Source organism: Streptomyces sp. NPDC048603 (assembly GCF_043199475.1).
Classification (GTDB): Bacteria; Actinomycetota; Actinomycetes; order Streptomycetales; family Streptomycetaceae; genus Streptomyces.
Window position 1 is genome coordinate 310,465 of the sequence record NZ_JBICVY010000003.1, and the last position, 21,538, is coordinate 332,002.

A 21,538-nucleotide genomic window follows, 5' to 3' on the forward strand; every position below is an offset into this window, starting at 1 on the left:
CAGCCCTCTCCGTCAGTCCCGACCAAACCCGTGTGTGGTCCGGCGGTGTGCTGTTCGGGCAAAGGCTACCGGCCGATCGTGGGAGATCGGTTCGTGGCCACAGGACGATACCGGACCGGTACCGACCGTGCCGGTCGGTCAGCCCTGGCCCTTGATGACCGCCTCCATGACCGCCTTCGCGACGGGGGCGGCCAGGCCGCCACCGCTGATGTCCTCACGGTCGGCCGAGCTGTCCTCGATCACCACGGCCACGGCGACCGGGGAGCCCTGGTCGGTCTTGGCGTACGAGATGAACCAGGCGTACGGCTTCTTGGAGTTCTTCTCGCCGTGCTGGGCGGTGCCCGTCTTGCCGCCGACGGTCACGCCGTTGATCCGGGCCTTCTTGCCGCTGCCGTTCTCCACGACGTTGACCATCATCGCCTGGAGCTTCTGGGCGTTCTCGGCGGAGACCGGACGGCTCATCTCCTCCGGCTTGTGCCGGTCGATGTCGTCCGCGTTCGGCGAAGTGAGCCGGTCGACCATGTACGGCTTCATCAGCTTGCCGTCGTTGGCGACGGCGGCCGCGACCATGGCCATCTGGAGCGGGGTGGCCGCGGTGTTGAACTGGCCGATGGAGCTCAGGGCGTTGCCGTCCTTGCTCATGGTCTTGTCGTAGACGCTGGCGAAGGCGCGGACCGGGGTGTCGATCTTGTCGTCGTTGAAGCCGAACTTCTCCGCGGTCTCCACCATCTTGTCGCGGGTGACCTTGTCGCCCAGGTTGGCGAAGACGGAGTTGCAGGAGATCCGCATGGCCTCGTTGAGGCTGGCTTCCTTGCACCCCTCGGAGTGGTTCTTCATCGGCGTCTTGGTGCCGGGGAGGATGTACGGCTCGGGGGTGTCCGTCTTGGCCTCGATGTCGGTGACCACGCCGTGCTCCAGCGCGGCCGCGGCGGTGACCACCTTGAAGGTGGAGCCGGGCGGGTAGGTCTCCCGGATGGCCCGGTTGACCAGCTTCTTGTCCTCGCTGTCCTTGAGCTCGACCCAGGCCTTCTCGTCGGTCTTGGAGTTGCCGGCGAAGCTGGACGGGTCGTAGGAGGGCGTGGAGACCAGGGCGAGGATGGCGCCCGTGCGCGGGTCGAGCGCGGCGACCGCGCCCTTGCGGTTGCCGAGCTTCTCGAAGGCGGCCTTCTGCGCGGCGGCGTTCAGCGTGGTGACCACGTTGCCGCCGGCCTTCTTCTCGCCGGTGAACATGCCGATGGTCCGGTCGAAGAACAGCCGGTCGTCGTTGCCGGTCAGGATGCCGTCCTCGAGGGACTCCAGCTGGGTGGAGCCGAAGGCCTGGGAGGCGTACCCGGTGACCGGGGCCCACATCGGGCCGTCGACGTAGGTGCGCTTGTACTTGTAGTCGCTGCCGTCCGTCACGGTGGAGCCGGTGATCGGGTTGCCCTGGACGATGATGTTGCCGCGTTCCTGGGCGTACTGGGCGATCGAGACCCGGCGGTTCTCCTTGCGGGTCGCGAGCTCCTCGGCCTTGACGTACTGCAGCCAGTTCGTCCGGGCCAGGAGCGCGAGGATGAGCAGCCCGCAGAAGATCGAGATTCGGCGCAGGGGCTTGTTCATGACGGGCGGACCACCTGGGTCATCTCGGAGTCGGGGGACGGTGCGGGGGCCGGGGCGGGGCGGCGTGCGGTGTCGCTGATCCGGATGAGGATGCCGATGAGGGCCCAGTTCGCGAGGACGGAGGAACCGCCGGACGCGAGGAAGGGCATGGTCATGCCGGTGAGGGGGATGAGGCCCATGACGCCACCGGCGACGACGAAGATCTGGAGGGCGAAGGCGCCGGAGAGGCCGATGGCGAACAGCTTGCCGAAGGGGTCCCGGGCCGCCAGGGCGGTGCGTACGCCGCGCTCGATGATCAGGCCGTAGAGCATGAGGAAGGCCATGACCCCGGCGAGGCCGAGCTCCTCGCCGACGGTGGAGAAGATGAAGTCGGAGTTGGCGGCGAAGCCGATCAGGTCGGAGTTGCCCTGGCCCCATCCGGCGCCGAGGACGCCGCCGGAACCGAAGCTCATGATCGACTGGCCGACCTGCTCACAGGCGCCCGAGGTGGTGTAGCAGGCGAAGGGGTCGAGCCAGGCGTTCACGCGGTACGCGACGTGGCTGGAGAAGGAGGCCACGACCACGGCGCCGCCGACCGACATCAGCAGGCCGATCACGATCCAGCTGGTCCGCTCGGTGGCCACGTACAGCATGATCACGAACATGCCGAAGAACAGCAGCGAGGTGCCGAGGTCGTTCTCGAAGATCAGGATGAGCAGGCTCACGGCCCAGATCGTCAGGATCGGACCGAGGTCGCGGCCGCGCGGCAGGTAGAGGCCCATGAACCGGCGGGAGGCCAGGGCCAGGGCGTCGCGCTTGACCATGAGGTAACCGGCGAAGAAGACCGCGAGGACGATCTTCGCGAACTCGCCGGGCTGGATGGAGAAGCCGCCGACGCTGATCCAGATCTTGGCGCCGAAGACGTTCGCGCCGAGGCCCGGGATGATCGGCAGGATCAGCAGCACCAGGGAGACGGCCATCGAGATGTACGTGAACCGCTGCAGGGTGCGGTGGTCCTTGAGGACGAGCAGCACGCCGGAGAACAGGGCGATGCCCAGCGCGGTGTAGAGCATCTGGTTCGGCGAGGACTCGGAGAACGAGCCGAAGGCCCGCTTGGCCAGGTTCTGCAGGCGCTCCGACTGGTCCAGGCGCCAGATCAGCACCAGGCCGAGGCCGTTGAGCAGGATGCCGAGCGGCAGCAGCAGGGGGTCGGCGTACTTGGCGAAGCGGCGTACGACGAGGTGGGCGATGCCGGCCACGACCGCGAGGGCCAGCCCGTAGACGACCATGCCCGGGGGCAGCTCGCCGTCGATGGCCAGGCCCACGTTGGCGTAGGCGAAGATCGGGATGACCACGGCGAAGCCGAGCAGCATCAGCTCGGTGTTCCGTCTGCTGGGAAGCTCGATGGCTCCGATGGTGGTCGTGTTGGTGACAACGCTCATGGTGTGGCAGGCCCCCTGTGCCCGCGTGTGACTGCCGCCACTGCTGTTACTGCTTTCCGCAGACGCTGACCAGCTGCTGTTCCTCGGGAGTGAGGGCGCTGTCGGCCGGCGGAGTCTGGTTGTTCGCCTCGGCGGCGCGCCGGATCCCGTCCTTCTTGCAGGCGTTGACCTGCAGCTGGAGTTCGTCGACCTTCTTCCGGGCGGCGTCGAGGCTGCCCTCGCCGATGGTGCCCTCGACCAGCTTCTTCTTGAACGGCGGCAGGTACTTGAGTTCGATCTCGGGGTGGTCGCTCTCCACCTCGGACAGTTTGAACGGGCCGAGGTTCTGGCTGATGCCGCGGTAGAGCGCGACGTGCTCGCCCTTCACGCCGACGTAGAACTGGGTCTGCGTCCAGCGCCAGCCCGCGTACAGCCCGCCGCCGATGACCCCGAGCACGAGCAGCAGGATCAGCGTGCGGCCGATCCAGCGCCTGCCCTTGCCCTTGCCCTTGGCGCGCCGGCGGCGCGGGTGGTCGTAGGAGTCGTCGTCGTAGGCGCCGCCGTCGTCGTACGCGTCGGCTTCGCCGTAGCCGCCGCCGTAGCCGCCGGAGCCGTAGCCCTCGGGGGAGCCGTAGCCGGGGGCCTCGCCGCTGCCGGGCGGGCCGAAGGCGCCGGGAGCGGGCGGCGGGGCCTGGCGTCCGAGGCCGGAGGCCCGGCCGGCCGGGGTCTGCATGGCGCCGCCGTCGAACAGCTGGTGCTGGTTCTCGGCGACCGCGCCGACGACCACGGGGGTGTCGTTCAGCTGGGCGGCGAGGGTGTCGCCGCTGTCGGTGTCGAGCACGTCGGCGACGATGCAGGTGATGTTGTCGGGTCCGCCGCCGCGCAGGGCGAGCTGGATGAGCGCCTGCACGGTCTCGTGCGGGCCGTGGTAGTCGGCGAGGGTCTCCTCCAGGGTCTGGTGGGAGACCACGCCGGAGAGGCCGTCGGAGCAGATCAGGTACCGGTCCCCGGCCCGCACCTCGCGGATGGAGAGGTCCGGCTCCACGGTGTCGCCGCTGCCCAGCGCGCGCATCAGCAGGGAGCGCTGCGGGTGGGTGGTGGCTTCTTCCTCGGTGATCCGGCCCTCGTCGACGAGGCGCTGCACCCAGGTGTGGTCCTGGGTGATCTGGGTCAGGATCCCGTCGCGCAGCAGGTACGCGCGGGAGTCGCCGACGTGCACCAGGCCGAGCCGCTGGCCGGTCCACAGCAGGGCGGTCAGGGTGGTGCCCATGCCCTCGAGCTGCGGGTCCTCCTCGACCATCACGCGCAGCACGTCGTTGGCGCGCTGCACGGCGACACCGAGCGAGGTGAGGATGTCGGAGCCGGGGACGTCGTCGTCGAGCTGGACGAGCGTGGAGATCACCTCGGAGGAGGCGACCTCTCCGGCGGCCTGGCCGCCCATGCCGTCGGCGATCGCGAGCAGCCGCGGGCCGGCGTAGCCGGAATCCTCGTTCCCCTCGCGGATCATGCCCTTGTGCGATCCGGCGGCGAACCGCAGGGACAGACTCATGCGCACCTCGCCCGTCGGGTACAACCGGTCTCGAGCCACACTGCCCACCCTCCGGTCGGGAGCGCGCGCGGGGCCGATCCCCGGAGGATCAGGTCCGCTGCGGCTCGCTCGCTCCGCTCGCTCATTCTCGTACTACTTCCGCAGCTCGATGACGGTCTTGCCGATGCGGATCGGGGCGCCCGGCGGAATGGGCGTCGGGGCGGTGAGACGGGTCCGGTCGAGATACGTGCCGTTGGTGGACCCGAGATCCTCGACGATCCACTGGCCGTCACGGTCGGGGTAGATCCTGGCATGCCGGCTGGAGGCGTAGTCGTCGTCCAGCACGATCGTGGAATCGTGGGCACGGCCGAGGGTGATCGTCTGGCCCTGCAGCGCGACCGTGGTGCCGGTGAGGGTGCCCTCGGAGACGACCAGCTTGGTCGGGGCTCCGCGGCGCTGGCGCTGCTGCGGGGGCGCGGCGGCCTGCCGGCCGCCCGGCGCCGCCGGGGCACGGCTGTCGCCGCCACCGCCGCGCCGCGCGCCGCGCTGGGTCACACGCGTCCCGAACAGGTCGCTCCGGATGACCTGGACGGCCACGATGACGAACAGCCACAGAACGGCCAGGAAACCCAACCGCATGACCGTAAGGGTCAGCTCTGACATTGCCCCCGCTTCACCCTTCGGCTTGCCGGTAAATGATGGTGGTGCTGCCCACGACGATCCGCGAGCCGTCGCGGAGCGTAGCGCGGGTGGTGTGCTGCCCGTCCACCACGATGCCGTTGGTGGACCCGAGATCCTGGATCGTCGAGGGCGTTCCGGTCCGGATCTCACAGTGCCGGCGCGAGACGCCGGGGTCGTCGATCCTTACGTCGGCCTCGGTGCTGCGACCGAGTACGAGGGTGGGGCGCGAGATCTGGTGGCGGGTGCCGTTGATCTCGATCCAGCGGCGCATCTCCGCTCCGCCGGGCACCGGGGCCGGGCCCGCGGGACCACCGGGGCGGCGCTGGGGGGCACCGGGCGGCGGGGCGCTGGGCATGGGCGGGGCGCCGGCCGGAGGGTAGCCGTAGCCGCCCTGCTGCGGGTGGTGCGGCTGCGCGGGCCGGTCCTGGGAGGTCGAGGAGGCCAGCGTGCGACTGCGGACCCGGTAGAGGCCGGTGTCGAGGTCGTCGGCCTTCTCCAGGTGCACCTTGATGGGGCCCATGAAGGTGTAGCGCTGCTGCTTGGCGTAGTCGCGGACCAGGGCGGCGAGCTCGTCGCCGAGCTGGCCGGAGTACGGGCTCAGGCGCTCGTAGTCGCCGGCGGAGAGTTCGACGATGAAGTCGTTCGGGACGACGGTGCGCTCACGGTTCCAGATCGTCGCGTTGTTGTCGCACTCGCGCTGGAGCGCGCCGGCGATCTCGACGGGCTGGACCTCGGACTTGAACACCTTGGCGAAGGTGCCGTTCACCAGACCTTCGAGTCGCTGCTCGAACCGCTTCAGGACTCCCATGGGGGCACCTCCTCCGTTCCTGTCGCCCTGTACTGATTGCTGAACTGCTTACTGATCGTATCCACGCGTGGGGGATTCGGCTGGTTCCCCTCCTGGCCCGTGGTGAGGAGTGTTGCTCCTCACTAGGGATCGTAGGGGCGGCCCAGGGCCAGTGTCCCGCACCGGGAGGGCAGTGCGGGAGGGGCTGTCCGCAGAGGGGGACGGGAGGACCGGTGCGGAGGCGGCGGGAGGTCTTCCGGAACGGGCCCGCGGGCGGGTGGGGGAACGGTGTCCGGGAGGTGGCGGGGGGTCGGCGCCGGGCCGCCGGGGGGCCACCGGGAAAGCGATTTCAATCCACCGTCTCTGACGTGCTAATGTTCCGATGTCGCCAGGGGAACGGCCCGAAAGGGAAAGACCACTGGGACGCTGCTCGGGCGAGTGGCGGAACGGCAGACGCGCTGGCTTCAGGTGCCAGTGTCCTTCGGGACGTGGGGGTTCAAATCCCCCCTCGCCCACAGAGAGAACCCCCGATTCGGAGAGATCCGGATCGGGGGTTTTTCGTTTGCGGCGGCCATGTGAGAGCCGTGGGGAGGAACTCGGTGGGTTTCGACGAGGAATGGGGCCGGCGCCGGGCTGCTGACCGCACTGCTCGGCACGAAGGGGGCGGGCGCGGCCCGGACCGGGACCCGCGGGAAGGACGCGGAGAGGGCTCCCGGAGCGTGGTGAACATCAGCGAGACGGCCCATGTCCCCTATCGGTAGGGCCGCTTCCGCCGGCTCCGTCAGGAATCCCGCATGCCCACTCTGAACGAGGCCCTCGAAGCGGCCGGGTCCCTGCTCGACCGGACGGACATCTCCGAGCGGTGGACGCTCGTCATGCAGCCGGAGCTCAGCGAGGAGAACGACCTGGCCTGGATCGTCGGATACGACGTCCAGGAGAGCATCGACGCGCAGGACGTGTTCGTCGGGCCGATCATCAAGTGCGTGATCGTGCCCAAGGACGGCTCGCCGGCCCGGTTCCCGGTCTCGCACATCCCCCTGGACCAGTACTTCGCCTACGTCCGCCACGGCGGGTGGGACTCCGCCGGCACGGCCGGCACGGTCAGGGCCGAGCCCTGGCAGAAGGCCCTGCGGTGGCTGCTGTCGACCTACCACGGGCTGGTCGAGCTGACCGGTGTGCAGCCGGTCGCCGAGGACGCCGGGACCTGGCTGTTCGGCTGCCGGACCGTCGAACAGCCCGGCTGCCCGCGGACGCCGATGCTGGCCGCGTCCGTGGTGGTGCCCAAGGACCCCGGTGACCCGTTCCACCCGGCCGCGGACGACCCGTGGGGGGACGCCGCCGCGTACACGCGGACGGGGACGGAGCCCGACCCGGAGACCCGGGCGCGCAGGCTCAACTCCCGCGGCTGCGTGGTCACCGTGGCCGCCGCGATCGCCGGTGCGCCTTCCTCGCCGCTGCCCTGGCAGCCCGCGCACGAGGCGCCGGGCTGGTGGCCGCTGATGCTGAGGCGCTACTTCCCCGGAGCCGAGCAACTGCGCTGCGCGGACTGGGACGAGGTGATCCGCCGGGTCCGGGAGACCGGACCGGACACGCAGGGCGTGGTGTGGGTACGCCGGGCCATCGGCGGCACCGAGGTCAGCGGGCACCTGCTGTACGCGCACAACAACGCCGGGAACGTGGTGTTCCTGGACGGCATGACGGGCGGCCTGGCACGGCTGGACCCCGCCGCGGTGAAGGAGCTGGTCCTCGCCCGGTTCCGGCCCGGGAGCCCCCCGGTGGCGGCCGACCTGGCAGCCGCCCGGCAGAAGGCCCGGGACTGGATCCGGCGCACCTGACGGACCGAGTCCGTCGAGCTCGTCGACCCGGTGGCGGAGGACGGGACCCGGGGAGGTGCCGGAGCGCGCGACGTCCGTCGATGCCGTGGCCGCCCTCGCGACGCTGCCCGCCGGGGGCCGCGCCCTGGTGTGGGTGCGGCCGGGGACCGGCGGGGCCGGCCGTCGAAGGGCCTGCTGCTCACCGCGGTCCGCACGGAGGCCGGCCCGGCGGTCGGGAGCCGCCGGTCGACTTTCGTCGGGGCGGGCGCGACGAAAGAGGGCTGGGGCGGAGCCCGGGCGTTGCCTAGATTCGGCGGCGTGGATGTGCATGCGAGGGTCCGGGCCGGATGGGAATGGCTGAAGGGGCCGGAGCCGTGGACGCGGCGGGCGCTGGCCGGGGACCTGGTCGCGGCCGCCGTGATCGTGCTGTTCGGCTTCGCCATCGAGGAGCTGGACGGCGGGAGCGCGCTCCGGGAGACGGCGTCCGCGCTGACCGTGCTCGGGCTGGTGCTGCTCAGGCGCCGGATGCCGGCCGGGACGCTGCTGGTCGCCGCGGCCCTGAGCGCCGTACTGCCCGGGACGTTGCTGGTCACCCTGATGCTGGGCTGGTCGGCGGGCCGGCGGATCGTCGGGGCCGGGCGGGCCGTGGGCGTGTTCGCGCTCACCTTCCTGCTGTACGTGGGCGGGACCGCGGCCACCGAGTGGGGTGAGGCGCCGCCGATGCTGCTGCTGGTCTTCACCACGCTGATGTACCTGGCGACGGTGCTGACTCCCGGTCTGACCAGCCGTTACTGGTCCCAGCGGCGGACGCTGCTGCACGCGCTGCAGGAGCGCAACGCGCGGCTGATGCGGGAGCGGGTGATGGTGGCGGGCCAGGCGCGGCTGCGCGAACGGCAGCGCATCGCCCAGGACATGCACGACAGCCTGGGGCACCAGCTGGCGCTGATCTCGGTGCACACCGGCGCCCTGGAGGTGGACCCGGCGCTGACGGACCGCCAGCGGGAGGCGGTGGGCGTGCTGCGCCAGGCCTCGGTCGCGGCGATGCACGAGCTGCGCGAGGTGGTGGGCATCCTCCGGGACGGGGTCGAGGCCCCGGTGCGGGAGGACGAGCAGGTCGCGCGCGGGGTCGCCGGGATCGAGGGGGTGGTGGCCGCCGCGCGGGCGGCGGGCACCGAGGTCGCGCTGCGGACGGCCGGGAGGCCGCGGCCGCTGCCCGCGGCCGGCGACCACGCGGCGTACCGGATCGTGTAGGAGGCGCTGACGAACGCCTACAAGCACGCTCCGGGAGCGGCCATCACGGTGGAACTGCGCTACGAGGACGACTCGTTGGTGGTGGAGATCTCCAACGGGCCGGTGCCGCCGCCGGGGCCGGGCGAGGTGGTCTCGGGCGGCCAGGGACTGACCGGACTCCGGGAACGGGCCCGGCTGGTCGGCGGGATGGTGCACGCCGGACCGGTGGAGGGCGGCGGGTTCCGGGTGGCGGGCGTGCTGCCGTACGGGTCCGAGCCCGCGGGCGGGCCGAAGGCGCGGGCCCGGAGCGCCGCGGTGCCCGCGGTGGAGGCCGTGGACGCGGTGGGGGCCGACGGGGTGCTTCCGGGCTGGGCGCCCGGGTTCGCCGAGGGGTTCGCGGACGACTTCGGGCAGCAGCGGGTGCCGGCCGGGGTGCCGCCGATGGACTGGGCCGCGGTGGACCGGGAGCTGGCGAGCGGCGGCCGGAGCCGGGCCGGCGGGTTCGCGCTGGGGTGCGGCATCGCCTTCGCGGCGGCGGTGCTGCTGGTGATCGTGGTGGGGGCCGGGGTGGCCCTGCTGGCGTCCTCGGTGACGAAGGGCATGATCGACCGGTCCGAGTACGACGCGATCGGCGTCGGGATGGCGGAGCAGGAAGTGCGGGACCGGCTGCCGAGCGGGGACAGCGTGTTCACGCAGGGGCTGGACAAGGGCGGTCCGCCGCGACCGGAGGGCGCCGGCTGTCTGGTGCTGATGTCCACCGAATCGGGTGACAGCCTGGACGACGAGCCGGTGTTCCGGTTCTGCTTCCGGGACGGCAGGCTCATCGAGAAGCAGGCGTACGAGATCAGGCGGTAGGCGTGGGCGAGGGCGTGGGCGGCGAGGGCCAGGGCGTGGGCGTTGGCCCGGGCGCGGGTCCGGGTGCGGCGGTGTCGGGCGGCGGGGCGGCGCGGACGGTACGGGTGGTGATCGCCGACGACGAGCCGCTGATCCGTGCCGGGATCCGGTTGATCCTGACCTCGGACCCGGCGATCGAGGTGGTCGCGGAGGCGGCGAACGGCCGCGAGGCGGTGGAGTTGGCCCGGGCCTTCTCGCCGGACGTGGTGCTGCTGGACATCCAGATGCCGGTGATGGACGGGCTGACCGCGCTGGGGGAGCTGCGGCGGGCGGTGCCGTCGGCGCGGGCGCTGATCCTGACCACGTTCGGGGAGAAGGAGAACGTGCTGCGGGCGCTGGAGCAGGGCGGGGCCGGCTTCCTGCTGAAGGATTCGGCTCCGGCGGAGCTGATCGGGGCGGTGCGGGCGGCCGCGGCCGGGGACGCGTACCTCTCCCCGGCGGCGACCCGGCACGTGGTGGACCAGCTGGCCTCGGGGCGCGCGGCCTCGCGGGGCGAGCAGGCGCGGCGGCGGGTGGCGGAGCTGAGCGAGCGGGAGCGCGGGGTGCTGGCGCTGCTGGGGGAGGGGCTGTCGAACGCGGACGCGGGACGGCGGCTGCACATGAGCGAGGCGACGGTGAAGACGTACGTGAGCCGGATCCTGGCGAAGCTGGAGTGCGAGAACCGGGTGCAGGCGGCGCTGCTCGCGCGGGACGCCGGACTGTAGCGGCGTCCCCGGACCACGCCGGGGGCGGGGCGGCCCACCGCGGCCGACGGCGGCCGACGGCGGCCCACGGCGGCTCACCGCGGTTCGCTGTGGCGTTCCGGCAGGTCACGGCTTCCGCAGGGGCCGTCGTATCGGTACCGTCGTCCGGTCACTGGGCAAGATCGATGGGGGCGGCAGGCATGGGCACCTACACGGGCGCGGGCACCGGCGGGGGCATGAGCGCGGACGGGGCCGCGGTCCCGGGCGCTGTGGCGGGCGGGGCTGCTCCTGTGGCTGCGCCGGCGGACGCGGCGCCGGGGCAGCGGGGTGCGGCTCCGGTGCGGATCCCGGCCGTCCCGGGCTTCGCCCCGCGCGGTGCGGCCGCCGGTACGCCGAAGAACGCCGGCAAGGCGCTGCGGGACCGGGTGCCGCGCGCCGCGCACGCCCGGTTCGAGCTCGCGGCCGGCCGGCCCGACGCGGTGCGGGCCGTGGAGGAGTCCAACCACGGGCGGGTGCCGGAGCTGACCCCGATAAGGGTGGGCCGGATGACGGCGAATCCTTTCGCCTTCCTGCGCGGCGCCGCCGGGCTGATGGCTTTCGACCTCGCGGACACCCCCGTCACCGGGGTGGCGGCGCAGCTCTGCGGGGACGCGCACGCCGCGAACTTCGGCCTCTACGGGGACGCGCGCGGCCGGCTGGTGATCGACCTCAACGACTTCGACGAGACCGTGGTCGGGCCGTGGGAGTGGGACGTCAAGCGGCTGGCGGCCTCGCTGGTGCTGGCCGGCCGGGTGGCCGGGGCGGACGAGGACACCTGCCGGGCGGCGGCGCAGGACACGGTGGGCGCCTACCGGCGGACGATGCGGCTGCTGGCGCGGCTGTCCGCGCTGGACGCGTGGAACGCGATCGCGGACGAGGAGCTGGTCTCGCACACGGACGCGCGGGACCTGCTGGGCACGCTGGAGCGGGTCTCGGAGAAGGCCCGCAACAACACCAGCGCGCGGTTCGCGGCGAAGTCCACCGTGGTGGACGAGGACGGGGCGCGCCGCTTTGAGGACGCGCTGCCGGTGCTGCGGCGGGTCGGGGACGCGGAGGCGGCGGCCGTCGCGGCCTCCCTCGGCGGCTACCTCGGCACGGTGCAGAGCGACCGGCTGCCGCTGCTGGCCCGGTACGCCATCCACGACGTGGCCTTCCGGGTGGTCGGCACCGGCAGCGTGGGCACGCGGTCGTACGTGGTGCTGCTGCTGGACCACCGGGGCGAGCCGCTGGTGCTCCAGGTGAAGGAGGCGCGGCCGTCGGTGCTGCTGCCGCACCTGCCGGAGGGCTTCGACCGGTCCCCGGCGGCGCACGAGGGGCAGCGGGTGGTGGCCGGCCAGAAGCGGATGCAGGTGGTCTCGGACATCCTGCTGGGCTGGACCACGGTGGAGGGCCGGCCCTTCCAGGTGCGGCAGTTCCGCAACCGCAAGGGCAGCGTGGACCCTGCCGCGCTCTCGCCCGACCAGATCGACGACTACGGCCGGATGACCGGGGCGCTGCTGGCCCGGGCGCACGCGCACAGCGCGGACCCGCGGCTGCTGGCCGGGTACTGCGGCAGGAACGAGGAGCTGGACGAGGCGGTGGCCGCCTTCGCGGTGGCCTACGCGGACCGTACGGAGGCGGACCACGCGGACCTGGAGGCCGCGGTGCGGTCCGGGCGGATCCCGGCGGAACGCGGGGTCTGAGCGCTCGTGCCCGCCGTGATCCGCCGGACACCCTCTAGGCTGGCCGGGTGAGCGAGCAGACTGTCCCCGAGGACGACGCGGCGGGCGCCGGCAGCACCGAGGGCGCTGAGCGGCCGGAGGCGCGGCTGGAGCGGGCCGTGCGGGCCGCCGAGCAGGCGCTGATCGAATTCGAGATCGCGGTGGAGACCTTCCGGGTGGAGGTGGAGAACTTCTCCCGGCTGCACCACAGCAGGCTCGGCCCGGTGTACGCCCGGCTCGACGAGCTGGACGCGCTGATCGCGGAGGCTCGGGCGGAGCGGTCCGGGGATCCGGAGGACCTGCGCCGGGCGCGCGAGGCCCGGGCCCTGGTCATGCCGATGCCCGGGGTGGACGAGCTGTTCGACGACTGGCTCGGTTCGGACGGGATCGCCGACGACGCGGCGGCCATGCTCACCGAGCAGTCGGTGCGGCCGCCGGAGCGCGTGCGGCCGTCGGAGGAGGCACGGCGGCTGTACCGCGAGCTGGTGCGGCAGGCGCATCCCGACCTGGCACAGGAGGACGCGGAGCGGGATCGGCGTGACGCGTTCATCGTCAGGGTGAACGCGGCGTACGCCCGGGGCGACGAGCAGCTGCTGCGCGAGCTGGCCGCGGAATGGGCGGCCGGGCCGGTGCCGGAGGCGGCGCGGCCCACGGAGGCCGAGGAGCTGTACGCACGGCTGGAGTGGCTGGCACAGCGCAAGGAGCTGCTGGCCGCGGTGGCGCGCGAGCTGGAGGACAGCGCGATCGGGGCGATGCTGCGGATGGCGCCGGACGACCCGGACGGGCTGCTGGACGAGATCGCCGGGCAGCTGCTGGCGCAGGTGTCTGAGCGCGAGGCGGAGCTGGCCGGGCTGAGCTCGGGGGCCTGAGGGCCTGATGGCCTGAGGGCCTGAGCACCGGGACACGGCCCGGCACCCGTCCGGAAGGCGGGTACCGTGGCAGACGGGTGCACGAGCACACGTGCGCACGAGCAGACGAGAGAAGAAGGCGGCAGGGCATGCACTTCGGCACGCTTCCCACGGTCGGTGTGGACGCGCTGGGCGCGGACAGCTTCATCCTCGACGTCCGGGAGGCCGACGAGTGGCAGGCCGGTCACGCCGAGGGCGCGCTTCACATCCCGATGAGCGAGTTCGTGGCCCGCTTCGGTGAGCTCACCGAGGCCGCCCCGGACGGCGACAAGGTGTACGTGATGTGCCGGGTGGGCGGGCGCTCGGCGCAGGTCACCGGCTACCTGCTGCAGCAGGGCATCGACGCCGTGAACGTGGACGGCGGCATGCAGAGCTGGGAGGCTACGGGCCGCCCGGTCGTCACCGACGCGGGCGCCCCGGGCACCGTCCTCTGACACGCACCGTCCTCTGACACGGACGGACCGGCCGCCGGGAACGGTTTCAGGCGAGGGGATGGGCCGCCAGCAGGTCGCCCAGGAGTTCCTCGTGGGCCGCGGCCGGGCCGAGTGACAGCTCCAGCTGCTTGGCCCAGGCGTGGAAGCGGTGCAGGGGGTAGTCGGTGTCGGCGCCGAAGCCGCCGTGGAGGTGCTGGGCGGTCTGCACGACCCGCCGTACGCCCTCCGAGGCCCAGATCTTGGCCACCGCCACGTCCCCAACGCTGGGCAGCGGTCCGCCCGCCCCGCCGGTCGCCGCGTCCAGCCGCCAGGCCGCCTGCCAGAGGGTGACCTCCATCGCGCGCAGGTCGATGTAGCGGTCGGCGGCCTGGACCGCGACCGCCTGGAAGGTGGCAACCGGGAAGCCGAACTGCTCGCGCTTGCCGGTGTACCCGCTGGTCATCGCCAGCACGGCCTCGCCGAGGCCCAGGGCCAGCGCGCAGGTGCCGGTGGCCAGCAGCTGGCGCAGCCGCTCCCAGGCCCCCTGCGCATCGATCAGGTGCGTGGCCGGCACCCGTACGCCGTCCAGGGTGAGCTCGGCGAACCGCTCGCCGTTGGTCGAGTACTGGTCGGCCAGGGACAGCCCCTCGGCGCCGCGCGGGACCAGCGCGAGCACGGCCTCGGCCTCACCGGTGTGGGCGGGAACGGCGATCCAGTCGGCGCCGTGTGCCCAGGGCACGGCCGTCTGCATGCCGTCCAGCACCCAGCCCGAGCCGTCCCCGACGGCCGTCACCGCCAGTTCGGCCGGATCGTGGCCGGTCCGGCCGCCGGCCGCGGCGGTGAGTACCAGTCCGCCGGCGGCCGCGCCGGGCAGCAGCGCGGCGGCCAGCTCCGCCGAACCGTGCGCCTGGACGGCCATCGCGGTGGCGCAGTGCTCCAGCAGGGGCACCCTCGCCAGTACCTTCGCGGACTCGCGCAGCACGAGGCAGAGCGCGATGGCGTCCAGCCCGGCACCGCCGTGCTCCTCGGCGAGGACCAGGCCGAGCAGGTCGGAGGCGGCCAGCTTCGCCCACAGCGGGCGGTCGAAGTCCTCGGCCACCGCGCCCGGGGTGAGTGCGGGGCTGGGCACCCCGTCCGGGGCGACGTCCGCGAAGACCGCCCTGGCCGCCTCGACGGCCGCCTGCTGCTCCTCGGTGAAGGTGAAGTCCACTTCCTGTCCTCCCGCGCGCAGGTCCCTGTGCCGGTCCGGTACGGCATCAGATCTGACGGACCGTCAAGATAGAACAGGTTCCCGCAATTGGACAGGGCTGGAGGGGACGGCCGCCGACCGCCGGACCGTCGCGCCGACGGGTCGGCGGACGGGCGGACGGGCGGACGGGCGCCGAACAGTGAACGGGCGCCTCAGCGGTCGAAGTCGATCTCGACCTCTTCCGACTCCGGATGCGACTGGCAGGCCAGTACGAACCCGGCCTCGGTCTCGTGCTCCTCCAGCGCGTAGTTCCGGTCCATCCGCACCTCGCCGCGCACCACGAACGCCCGGCAGGTGCCGCACACCCCGCCCTTGCAGGCGTACGGGGCGTCCGCCCGGTTGCGCAGCACCGCGTCCAGCAGGGACTCGCCGTCCTGCACCGGCCAGGTGCCGGAGCGCCCGTCGAGGCGTGCGGTGACCCGGCTGTGCGAAGAGGACACCGACGCGGCGGCCGGTGCCGGCGCCGGGGCGTTGTCCACGTGGAAGATCTCCTCGTGGATCCGGTCCCGGTCGACGCCCAGGCCGCGCAGCGCCCGCTCGGCGCCCTGGACCAGCCCGTAGGGACCGCAGAGGAACCAGCCCGCCACCGAGCCGACCGGCAGCAGCGCCGGCAGCAGGCCCGTCAGCCGCTCCTCGTCGAGCCGGCCGGACGGCAGCCCGGCCTCCTGTTCCTCCCGGGACAGCACGGTGACCAGCTGGAACCGCTCGGGGTAGCGGTCCTTCAGGTCGGCGACCTCCTCCAGGAACATCGTGGAGGCGGCCGTGCGGTCGCTGCGGACCAGGCAGAACCGGGCGTCCGGCCGGGCCGCCAGCAGGGTCGAGACGATCGACAGCAGCGGGGTGATGCCACTGCCGCCGACGATCGCGGCGTAGTGCCCGCCTTCCGGGGCGGCGGCCGGATCCAGCACGAACCGGCCGGCCGGGACCATCACGTCCAGCACGTCTCCGGGAGTCACCTCCTTGTGGGCGTAGGTGGAGAACTCGCCGCCCTCCACCAGCCGCACACCCACCCGCAGTTCCGCGGGGCCGTGCCCGCCGGCTGCCGGGGCCGGGGAGCAGATCGAGTAGGTGCGGCGCACCTCCCCGCGCTCGGCGCCCTGCCGCCGCATGGCCAGGTGCTGGCCGGGGGCGTGCCGGTACTCCTCGCGGAGCTCCGCCGGGACACTGAGGGTCAGGGCCACGGAGTCGTCGGTGAGCCGGTCGACCGCGGCCACCGTCAGGGAGTGGAAGGCGCCGTGGCGTGGTGCGGCCATCTACAGCTCCTTGAAGTGGTCGAAGGGTTCACGGCAGGACGTGCAGCGCCGCAGTGCCTTGCAGGCGGTGGAGGAGAAGCGGCTCAGCAGCTCGGTGTCGGTGGACCCGCAGTTCGGGCAGCGCACCGACAGCGTGACCGGCACCGGTCCGCCGGCCGCGTGCGGCCGGGGCGGGGCGATTCCGAACTCGGCCAGCTTGCGGCGGCCTTCGGCGCTGATGTCGTCGGTGGACCAGGCGGGGGCCAGCACCGTCCGCACCGAGACCTCGGCTATGCCGCGGTCGTGCAGGACACGCTCGATGTCGGCGGACATGGCCTCGATGGCCGGGCAGCCGGTGTAGGTCGGGGTGAGCGAGACCTCCACCACACCGTCCTCGCGTATCCGCAGTCCACGCATCACGCCCAGCTCCGCCAGGCTGAGCACGGGCAGCTCCGGGTCCTGCACCGCGCCGGCCAGCGCGGCCAGTTCCTCCTCGAGCCGGCTCGCGGCCGGGGCTCCGGCCCGGGAGGCGGGGCGGGTCGTGGTCACCATGACGCCCCCGGGTGGCTGCGGTGCAGGTGCTGCATCTCGGCGAGCATCCGGCCGAAGGGCTCGGTGTGCAGGCCCTGCCGGCCCGCGCCCGCCGCCCAGGCTCCGGTACGGGGTCCCTCGGGGAGCTCCAGCCCGGCCCGGTCGAGCACGGCGCCCAGCTCGGAGAGCCAGCGCTGCTCCAGGGCGGCGTAGTCCACCTCGGTGCCCTCGACGGGGAGGAACATCTCGCCGGTGAACTTCCACAGGGAGGCCAGCCCGGCCCGCATCCGGCGGGCGCTCTCCTCCGTGCCGTCGCCGAGGCGCAGCGTCCACTGCTCGGCGTGGTCACGGTGGTAGGCGGTCTCCTTGACGGCCTTGGCCGCAAGCGGGGCGAACGGGCCCTCGCCGGCCGCGAGGGCCTCGAACAGCCCCTGCTGGTAGAGGGAGAAGTAGAGCTGGCGGGCGATGGTGTGGGCGAAGTCGCCGTTGGGCTGCTCCACCAGCTGGAGGTTGCGGAAGGCCCGCTCCTCGCGGAGGAAGGCCAGTTCGTCCTCGTCGCCCGCCATGGACAGCAGCACACGGGCCTGGCCGAGCAGGTCGAGGGCGATGTTGGCCAGCGCCACCTCCTCCTCCAGCACGGGGGCGTGCCCGGCCCATTCACCGAGCCGGTGGGAGAGGATCAGCGCGTCGTCGCCGAGGGCGAGCGCGGCAGCCGTGGGGACCGTCGCGGTACCCGTCGTGGAAACGGTGCTCACAGGTGCTGCACCCCCTCCGGGATGTCGTAGAACGTCGGGTGCCGGTACGGCTTGTCGGCGGACGGGGCGAAGAACGGGTCCCGCTCGTCCGGCGAGGAGGCGGTGATCGCCGTGGAGGGGACCACCCAGATGGACACGCCCTCGTTGCGCCGCGTGTACAGGTCGCGGGCGTTGCGCAGGGCCATCTCCGCGTCGGGGGCGTGCAGGCTTCCCGCGTGGGTGTGCGAGAGGCCGCGCCGCGATCGCACGAACACCTCCCACAGCGGCCAGTTCTGCGTCATGCCCGTGCCTCCTCGTTGGTGTGCTTCGCCGCGTACGCCGCGGCCGCGTCCCGTACCCAGGCGCCTTCTTCGTGGGCCCGGCGCCGCTGGCCTATCCGCTCCTCGTTGCACGGCCCGTTGCCCTTGAGGACGTCCCAGAACTCGGTCCAGTCGATGGCACCGAAGTCGTGGTGACCGCGCTCCTCGTTCCACCGGATGTCCGGGTCGGGGAGGGTCAGGCCGAGGCTCTCGGCCTGCGGCACGGCGATGTCCACGAACCGCTGGCGCAGCTCGTCGTTGGAGTGCCGCTTGATCCGCCAGGCCATGGACTGGGCCGAGTGCGCCGACTCGTCGTCCGGCGGGCCGAACATCATCAGCGAGGGCCACCACCAGCGGTTCACGGCGTCCTGGGCCATCTCGTGCTGGGCCTGCGTGCCCTGGGAGAGCGCGAGCAGCAGCTCGTACCCCTGGCGCTGGTGGAAGGACTCCTCCTTGCAGATGCGGACCATGGCGCGTGCGTAGGGACCGTAGGAGCACCGGCACAGGGGGACCTGGTTGGTGATGGCCGCGCCGTCCACCAGCCAGCCGATGGCGCCGACGTCGGCCCAGGTCAGCGTCGGGTAGTTGAAGATCGAGGAGTACTTCTGGCGGCCGGCGTGCAGCTTGTCGAGCAGCTCGTCGCGGCTGGTGCCGAGGGTCTCCGCGGCGCTGTACAGGTACAGCCCGTGACCCGCTTCGTCCTGGACCTTCGCCATCAGGATCGCCTTGCGGCGCAGCGAGGGCGCCCGGGTGATCCAGTTGGCCTCGGGCTGCATGCCGATGATCTCGGAGTGCGCGTGCTGGGCCATCTGGCGGACCAGCGTGGCGCGGTACTCCTCGGGCATCCAGTCCCGGGGCTCGACGCGCTCCTCGGCCGCCACCGCGGCCTCGAAGGCCTCCGCGAGGCCCGCGAAGTCCGCGAGGTCCTTGTTCTGCCCCGTCTCCGGGGTCACTGCCACCATCCCGGCCCCCTGCCAGCGTCTGGTCCAGATCCGTTTCCGACCGACCGACCGATCGTTCGGTTCATTCGCTTCAATGGTGAGACGACGGCCCGTAGGGTGTCAACCTCTTGTGGATGCCTGTGGACGACCGGACCCGCCGACCGAGCGGCCCGCGGCGTCCCGGACGGGGGTGGGATGGACACGGATCAGAACGCGGGCAGGGGTATCGCGGCCCTCCCCCTCCCGCACCGGATCGCCGCCGCCCTCGCCCTCGGCGCCGTCGCGGTGGCCGCCTGCCTCCACCTCGGCCTGGTGTTCCTGCACGTCGCCCCGCCCAACACGGTGGGCGAGCGGCACAAGGGGACCGTCGAGGGCTGGGTCTACCCCGAGTTCGAACAGAACTGGAAGCTGTTCGCCCCCAACCCGCTCCAGCAGAACATCGCCGTCCAGGTCCGCGCCCAGGTCCGCACCGCCGACGGCGAACGGGTCACCACCGGCTGGCGCGACCTGTCCGCCGAGGACGGCGCGGCCATACGCGGCAACCCCTTCCCCAGCCACGTCCAGCAGAACGAGCTGCGCCGGGCCTGGGACTTCTTCACCGGCTCGCACGACGAGGAGAACCGGCCCCGGGGGGAGCGCGGCCGGCTCTCCGAGGAGTACCTGCGGCGGATCGCCCTGAGCCGCGTCGAGCCGCGGTTCCCCGGCGGCCACGTGCTGCGGATCCAGCTGCGGTCGGCCACCACGGCGCTGCCCGCCCCGGAGTGGAGCGACGAGAAGACCGACACCGAGACGTACTACCGGGAGCTGTCGTGGTGGACCGTCTGAGGGAGCGGGCCCGGGGGGCGCTGGCGGCGGTGACCGGGCGGGCGCTCGGCCCGTACCAGAGCGCCGCCGTGCGGATCGGCTTCGCCGCGACCTGGCTGGTCTTCCTGCTGCGGGAGTTCCCGCACCGGCGTGAGCTCTACGGGCCCGACGGCCCGTGGGGTTTCGACCTGGCCGAGCAGCTGGTCGCCGGCAACCACGCCTTCACCGTGCTGCTGTGGTCGGACTCGGTGCTCTGGTTCGAGGCCGTCTACGCGGTCGCGGTGCTCTCGGCCGTGCTGATGCTGCTCGGCTGGCACACCCGGGCGGTCTCCGTCCTGTTCATGGCCGGGGTGCTGTCGCTGCAGAACCGCAGCGTGTTCATGGGCGACGGCGGCGACAACGTCGTCCACCTGATGGCCATGTACCTGGTGCTGACGCGGTGCGCCCGGGTCTGGTCACTGGACGCCCGGCGGGCCGCCCGCACCGGCCCCGCGCGCGGCGCGGCCGGTCCGGTGCTGTGGGGGGTGCTGGGGCTGGTCCTGGCCTGGGCGGCGGTGACCGACCGGCTCGACTGGTTCTGGCTGGCGGGCTTCGGCTCGCTGTGGATCGCCCAGGGCGTGTGGTGGCTTGCGGAACGACGTGATCCGGGCGGCTCCGGGCGGGCCCTGCTGGACGTGCTGGGCAACCTGGTGCACAACGCGGCCCTGCTGGTGATCATGGTGGAGGTCTGCCTGATCTACGCGACGGCAGGCTGGTACAAGATCCAGGGCTCGCGGTGGCAGGACGGAAGCGCGCTGTACTACCCGCTGGGCCTGGACTACTTCGCCCCGTGGCCGGGGCTGTCGTCGCTGGTTGCGGGCAGCGGGACACTGGTGATGCTGCTGACGTACGGCACCGTGCTGGTGCAGGTGGCCTTCCCGTTCGCGCTGGCCAACCGGCGGATCAAGAACGTGCTGCTGGCCGTGATGATGCTGGAGCACCTGGGGATCGCGGTGCTGCTTGGGCTGCCGGTGTTCTCGCTGGCCATGATCGCGGCGGATGCGGTGTTCCTGCCGACGGCACTGCTCCTCTGGCTGGGGGGACGGGCCGCGGCCCTGCGGAGCCTCCTCCCCGCCCGGGAAGAGGTCCGGGACGCCGCCCCCGAGCCCGTGCCGCCCGCACCGGCGGGACCGGTGGGAGCCGGCCGACCTTAGGCTCCTCGGTATGAGTGAGCAGCAGCAGGCGGCGGAGACCGGGCAGGCGTGGCGGGAGGCCGCGGAGGACGACCGGACGGTCCTGCTGGACGGGTTCCACGCCCTCAAGCACGCCCTGCGGTTCGGAGCCGAGGTACGGATGGTGGTCGCCGAGGACCCGGACGCGCTGCTGGCGCTAGCCGCGGAGCTCGCCCCCGACGTGCAGGACGCCGTACGCGTGCTGGTCCGGCGGGCCCCGCTGGCCGGGCTGGTGGCCCGGGTGCATCCGACACGGGTCGCCGCGCTCGCGGTGCGGCCCGACCCGGCCGCCGGCCGGGCGGCGCTGGAGCGGATGCCCCGCAGTGCCCCCGTGGTGCTGCTCGACAACCCCCGCAACCTGGGCAACGTCGGCGCCGTGGTGCGGCTCGCCGCGGGCTTCGGGGCCACCGGCGTGGTCACCCGGGGCGACCTCGACCCCTGGCACCCGAACGTGGTGCGGGCCGGGGCCGGTCTCCACTACGCCACCGCCGTCGACCGGGTGACGCTGGAGACCCTGCCGCCCGGCCCGCTGTACGCGCTGGACCCGGAGGGAGAGGACATCCGCGCCCTCACCCTCCCGGACGACGCCGTGCTCGCCTTCGGCTCAGAGCGGCAGGGACTGTCGCCGGAGCTGCGGGACCGCGCCGACCATCTCGTCTCCCTGCCCATGCGGCGCCAGGTCTCCAGCTACAACCTGGCCACCAGCGTGGCCATGACCCTCTTCCACTGGGGCGGGCCGCCGGCCGGAGACGAGGGCGGCGAGGGCGCTTAGGGGGTGTCTCGCCGATCACGCCGGGCTCGCGGCGTCTGGCGCCGCGCCTCGCCCCGTTGTCCTCAGTC

General features: G+C 72.8%; 21 protein-coding genes and 1 tRNA gene. 11 read left to right on the forward strand and 11 right to left on the reverse strand.

Features of this window, described 5'->3' with window-relative positions; all coding sequences use genetic code 11:
• Positions 1–138 precede the first annotated feature (138 nt).
• The 5 genes from ACGFQ9_RS08045 to ACGFQ9_RS08065 all read right to left on the reverse strand — a co-directional run bounded on the left by ACGFQ9_RS08045 (position 139) and on the right by ACGFQ9_RS08065 (position 6,016).
• Positions 139–1,599 carry a peptidoglycan D,D-transpeptidase FtsI family protein gene (locus ACGFQ9_RS08045; protein ID WP_393572359.1) on the reverse strand — a complete coding sequence of 487 codons (1,461 nt, stop codon included), beginning with the start codon at positions 1,597–1,599 and terminating at the stop codon, positions 139–141.
• Positions 1,596–3,020, reverse strand: coding sequence for an FtsW/RodA/SpoVE family cell cycle protein (locus ACGFQ9_RS08050; RefSeq protein ID WP_393572361.1), 1,425 nt, complete (start codon positions 3,018–3,020; stop codon positions 1,596–1,598). Before ACGFQ9_RS08050 ends, ACGFQ9_RS08045 begins: the two co-directional genes overlap by 4 nt.
• 46 nt (positions 3,021–3,066) lie before the next feature.
• Positions 3,067–4,548 (reverse strand): PP2C family protein-serine/threonine phosphatase, encoded by a 1,482-nt coding sequence (locus ACGFQ9_RS08055; RefSeq protein ID WP_393572363.1) that lies wholly within the window; start codon positions 4,546–4,548, stop codon positions 3,067–3,069.
• A 132-nt stretch (positions 4,549–4,680) separates the two neighbouring features.
• Complete coding sequence (locus ACGFQ9_RS08060; protein ID WP_393572365.1) at positions 4,681–5,190, reverse strand: FHA domain-containing protein; 510 nt, start codon at positions 5,188–5,190, stop codon at positions 4,681–4,683.
• Positions 5,191–5,200: 10 nt separating this feature from the next.
• Positions 5,201–6,016 carry an FhaA domain-containing protein gene (locus tag ACGFQ9_RS08065; RefSeq protein ID WP_393572367.1) on the reverse strand — a complete coding sequence of 272 codons (816 nt, stop codon included), beginning with the start codon at positions 6,014–6,016 and terminating at the stop codon, positions 5,201–5,203.
• Between the two features lie 411 nt (positions 6,017–6,427).
• On the opposite strand from ACGFQ9_RS08065, the gene ACGFQ9_RS08070 reads away from it, so the two are divergent.
• The 8 genes from ACGFQ9_RS08070 (at position 6,428) to ACGFQ9_RS08105 (ending at position 13,697) form a co-directional block, all read left to right on the forward strand.
• Positions 6,428–6,510, forward strand: a tRNA-Leu gene (locus ACGFQ9_RS08070).
• Between the two features lie 279 nt (positions 6,511–6,789).
• Positions 6,790–7,830, forward strand: coding sequence for a toxin glutamine deamidase domain-containing protein (locus ACGFQ9_RS08075; RefSeq protein ID WP_393572369.1), 1,041 nt, complete (start codon positions 6,790–6,792; stop codon positions 7,828–7,830).
• A gap of 297 nt (positions 7,831–8,127) precedes the next feature.
• Positions 8,128–9,060, forward strand: a complete 933-nt coding sequence (locus ACGFQ9_RS08080) for a sensor histidine kinase (RefSeq protein WP_393572371.1) — start codon at positions 8,128–8,130, stop codon at positions 9,058–9,060.
• 48 nt (positions 9,061–9,108) lie between these two features.
• Complete coding sequence (locus ACGFQ9_RS08085; RefSeq protein ID WP_393572372.1) at positions 9,109–9,894, forward strand: hypothetical protein; 786 nt, start codon at positions 9,109–9,111, stop codon at positions 9,892–9,894.
• A gap of 107 nt (positions 9,895–10,001) precedes the next feature.
• Complete coding sequence (locus ACGFQ9_RS08090) at positions 10,002–10,637, forward strand: response regulator (RefSeq protein WP_393572998.1); 636 nt, start codon at positions 10,002–10,004, stop codon at positions 10,635–10,637.
• A 215-nt stretch (positions 10,638–10,852) separates the two neighbouring features.
• Positions 10,853–12,337 (forward strand): DUF2252 domain-containing protein, encoded by a 1,485-nt coding sequence (locus ACGFQ9_RS08095; protein WP_393573000.1) that lies wholly within the window; start codon positions 10,853–10,855, stop codon positions 12,335–12,337.
• A 47-nt stretch (positions 12,338–12,384) separates the two neighbouring features.
• Complete coding sequence (locus tag ACGFQ9_RS08100; protein ID WP_393572374.1) at positions 12,385–13,224, forward strand: hypothetical protein; 840 nt, start codon at positions 12,385–12,387, stop codon at positions 13,222–13,224.
• A 128-nt stretch (positions 13,225–13,352) separates the two neighbouring features.
• Positions 13,353–13,697, forward strand: coding sequence for a rhodanese-like domain-containing protein (locus ACGFQ9_RS08105; protein WP_393572376.1), 345 nt, complete (start codon positions 13,353–13,355; stop codon positions 13,695–13,697).
• Positions 13,698–13,743: 46 nt separating this feature from the next.
• Here the strand turns inward: ACGFQ9_RS08105 and ACGFQ9_RS08110 are convergent, their stop codons facing one another.
• The 6 genes from ACGFQ9_RS08110 to paaA all read right to left on the reverse strand — a co-directional run bounded on the left by ACGFQ9_RS08110 (position 13,744) and on the right by paaA (position 18,704).
• Positions 13,744–14,886, reverse strand: a complete 1,143-nt coding sequence (locus ACGFQ9_RS08110) for an acyl-CoA dehydrogenase family protein (RefSeq protein ID WP_393572378.1) — start codon at positions 14,884–14,886, stop codon at positions 13,744–13,746.
• Between the two features lie 191 nt (positions 14,887–15,077).
• Positions 15,078–16,178 carry a 2Fe-2S iron-sulfur cluster-binding protein gene (locus ACGFQ9_RS08115; RefSeq protein WP_393572380.1) on the reverse strand — a complete coding sequence of 367 codons (1,101 nt, stop codon included), beginning with the start codon at positions 16,176–16,178 and terminating at the stop codon, positions 15,078–15,080.
• Positions 16,179–16,709: a 1,2-phenylacetyl-CoA epoxidase subunit PaaD gene (gene paaD / locus ACGFQ9_RS08120; protein WP_393572382.1), complete on the reverse strand. Its 531-nt coding sequence runs from the start codon at positions 16,707–16,709 to the stop codon at positions 16,179–16,181.
• On the reverse strand, positions 16,703–17,443 hold the full coding sequence (gene paaC, locus ACGFQ9_RS08125) for a 1,2-phenylacetyl-CoA epoxidase subunit PaaC (protein ID WP_393572384.1): 741 nt from the start codon (positions 17,441–17,443) through the stop codon (positions 16,703–16,705). Before paaC ends, paaD begins: the two co-directional genes overlap by 7 nt.
• Complete coding sequence (gene paaB, locus ACGFQ9_RS08130; RefSeq protein WP_393572386.1) at positions 17,440–17,724, reverse strand: 1,2-phenylacetyl-CoA epoxidase subunit PaaB; 285 nt, start codon at positions 17,722–17,724, stop codon at positions 17,440–17,442. The genes paaC and paaB overlap by 4 nt, the downstream gene beginning before the upstream one ends.
• Complete coding sequence (gene paaA, locus ACGFQ9_RS08135) at positions 17,721–18,704, reverse strand: 1,2-phenylacetyl-CoA epoxidase subunit PaaA (RefSeq protein ID WP_393572388.1); 984 nt, start codon at positions 18,702–18,704, stop codon at positions 17,721–17,723. Before paaA ends, paaB begins: the two co-directional genes overlap by 4 nt.
• A gap of 174 nt (positions 18,705–18,878) precedes the next feature.
• Here paaA and ACGFQ9_RS08140 point away from each other — a divergent pair, with 174 nt between their 5' ends.
• The 3 genes from ACGFQ9_RS08140 to ACGFQ9_RS08150 are packed head-to-tail and all read left to right on the forward strand — an operon-like array spanning position 18,879 to position 21,470.
• Entirely contained in the window at positions 18,879–19,508 is a 630-nt protein-coding gene (locus ACGFQ9_RS08140; RefSeq protein ID WP_393572390.1) for a DUF5819 family protein, read from the forward strand.
• Entirely contained in the window at positions 19,505–20,680 is a 1,176-nt protein-coding gene (locus ACGFQ9_RS08145) for an HTTM domain-containing protein (RefSeq protein WP_393573002.1), read from the forward strand. The genes ACGFQ9_RS08140 and ACGFQ9_RS08145 overlap by 4 nt, the downstream gene beginning before the upstream one ends.
• Before the next feature lie 10 nt (positions 20,681–20,690).
• Positions 20,691–21,470 carry a TrmH family RNA methyltransferase gene (locus ACGFQ9_RS08150; RefSeq protein ID WP_393572391.1) on the forward strand — a complete coding sequence of 260 codons (780 nt, stop codon included), beginning with the start codon at positions 20,691–20,693 and terminating at the stop codon, positions 21,468–21,470.
• Positions 21,471–21,538: the final 68 nt, after the last annotated feature.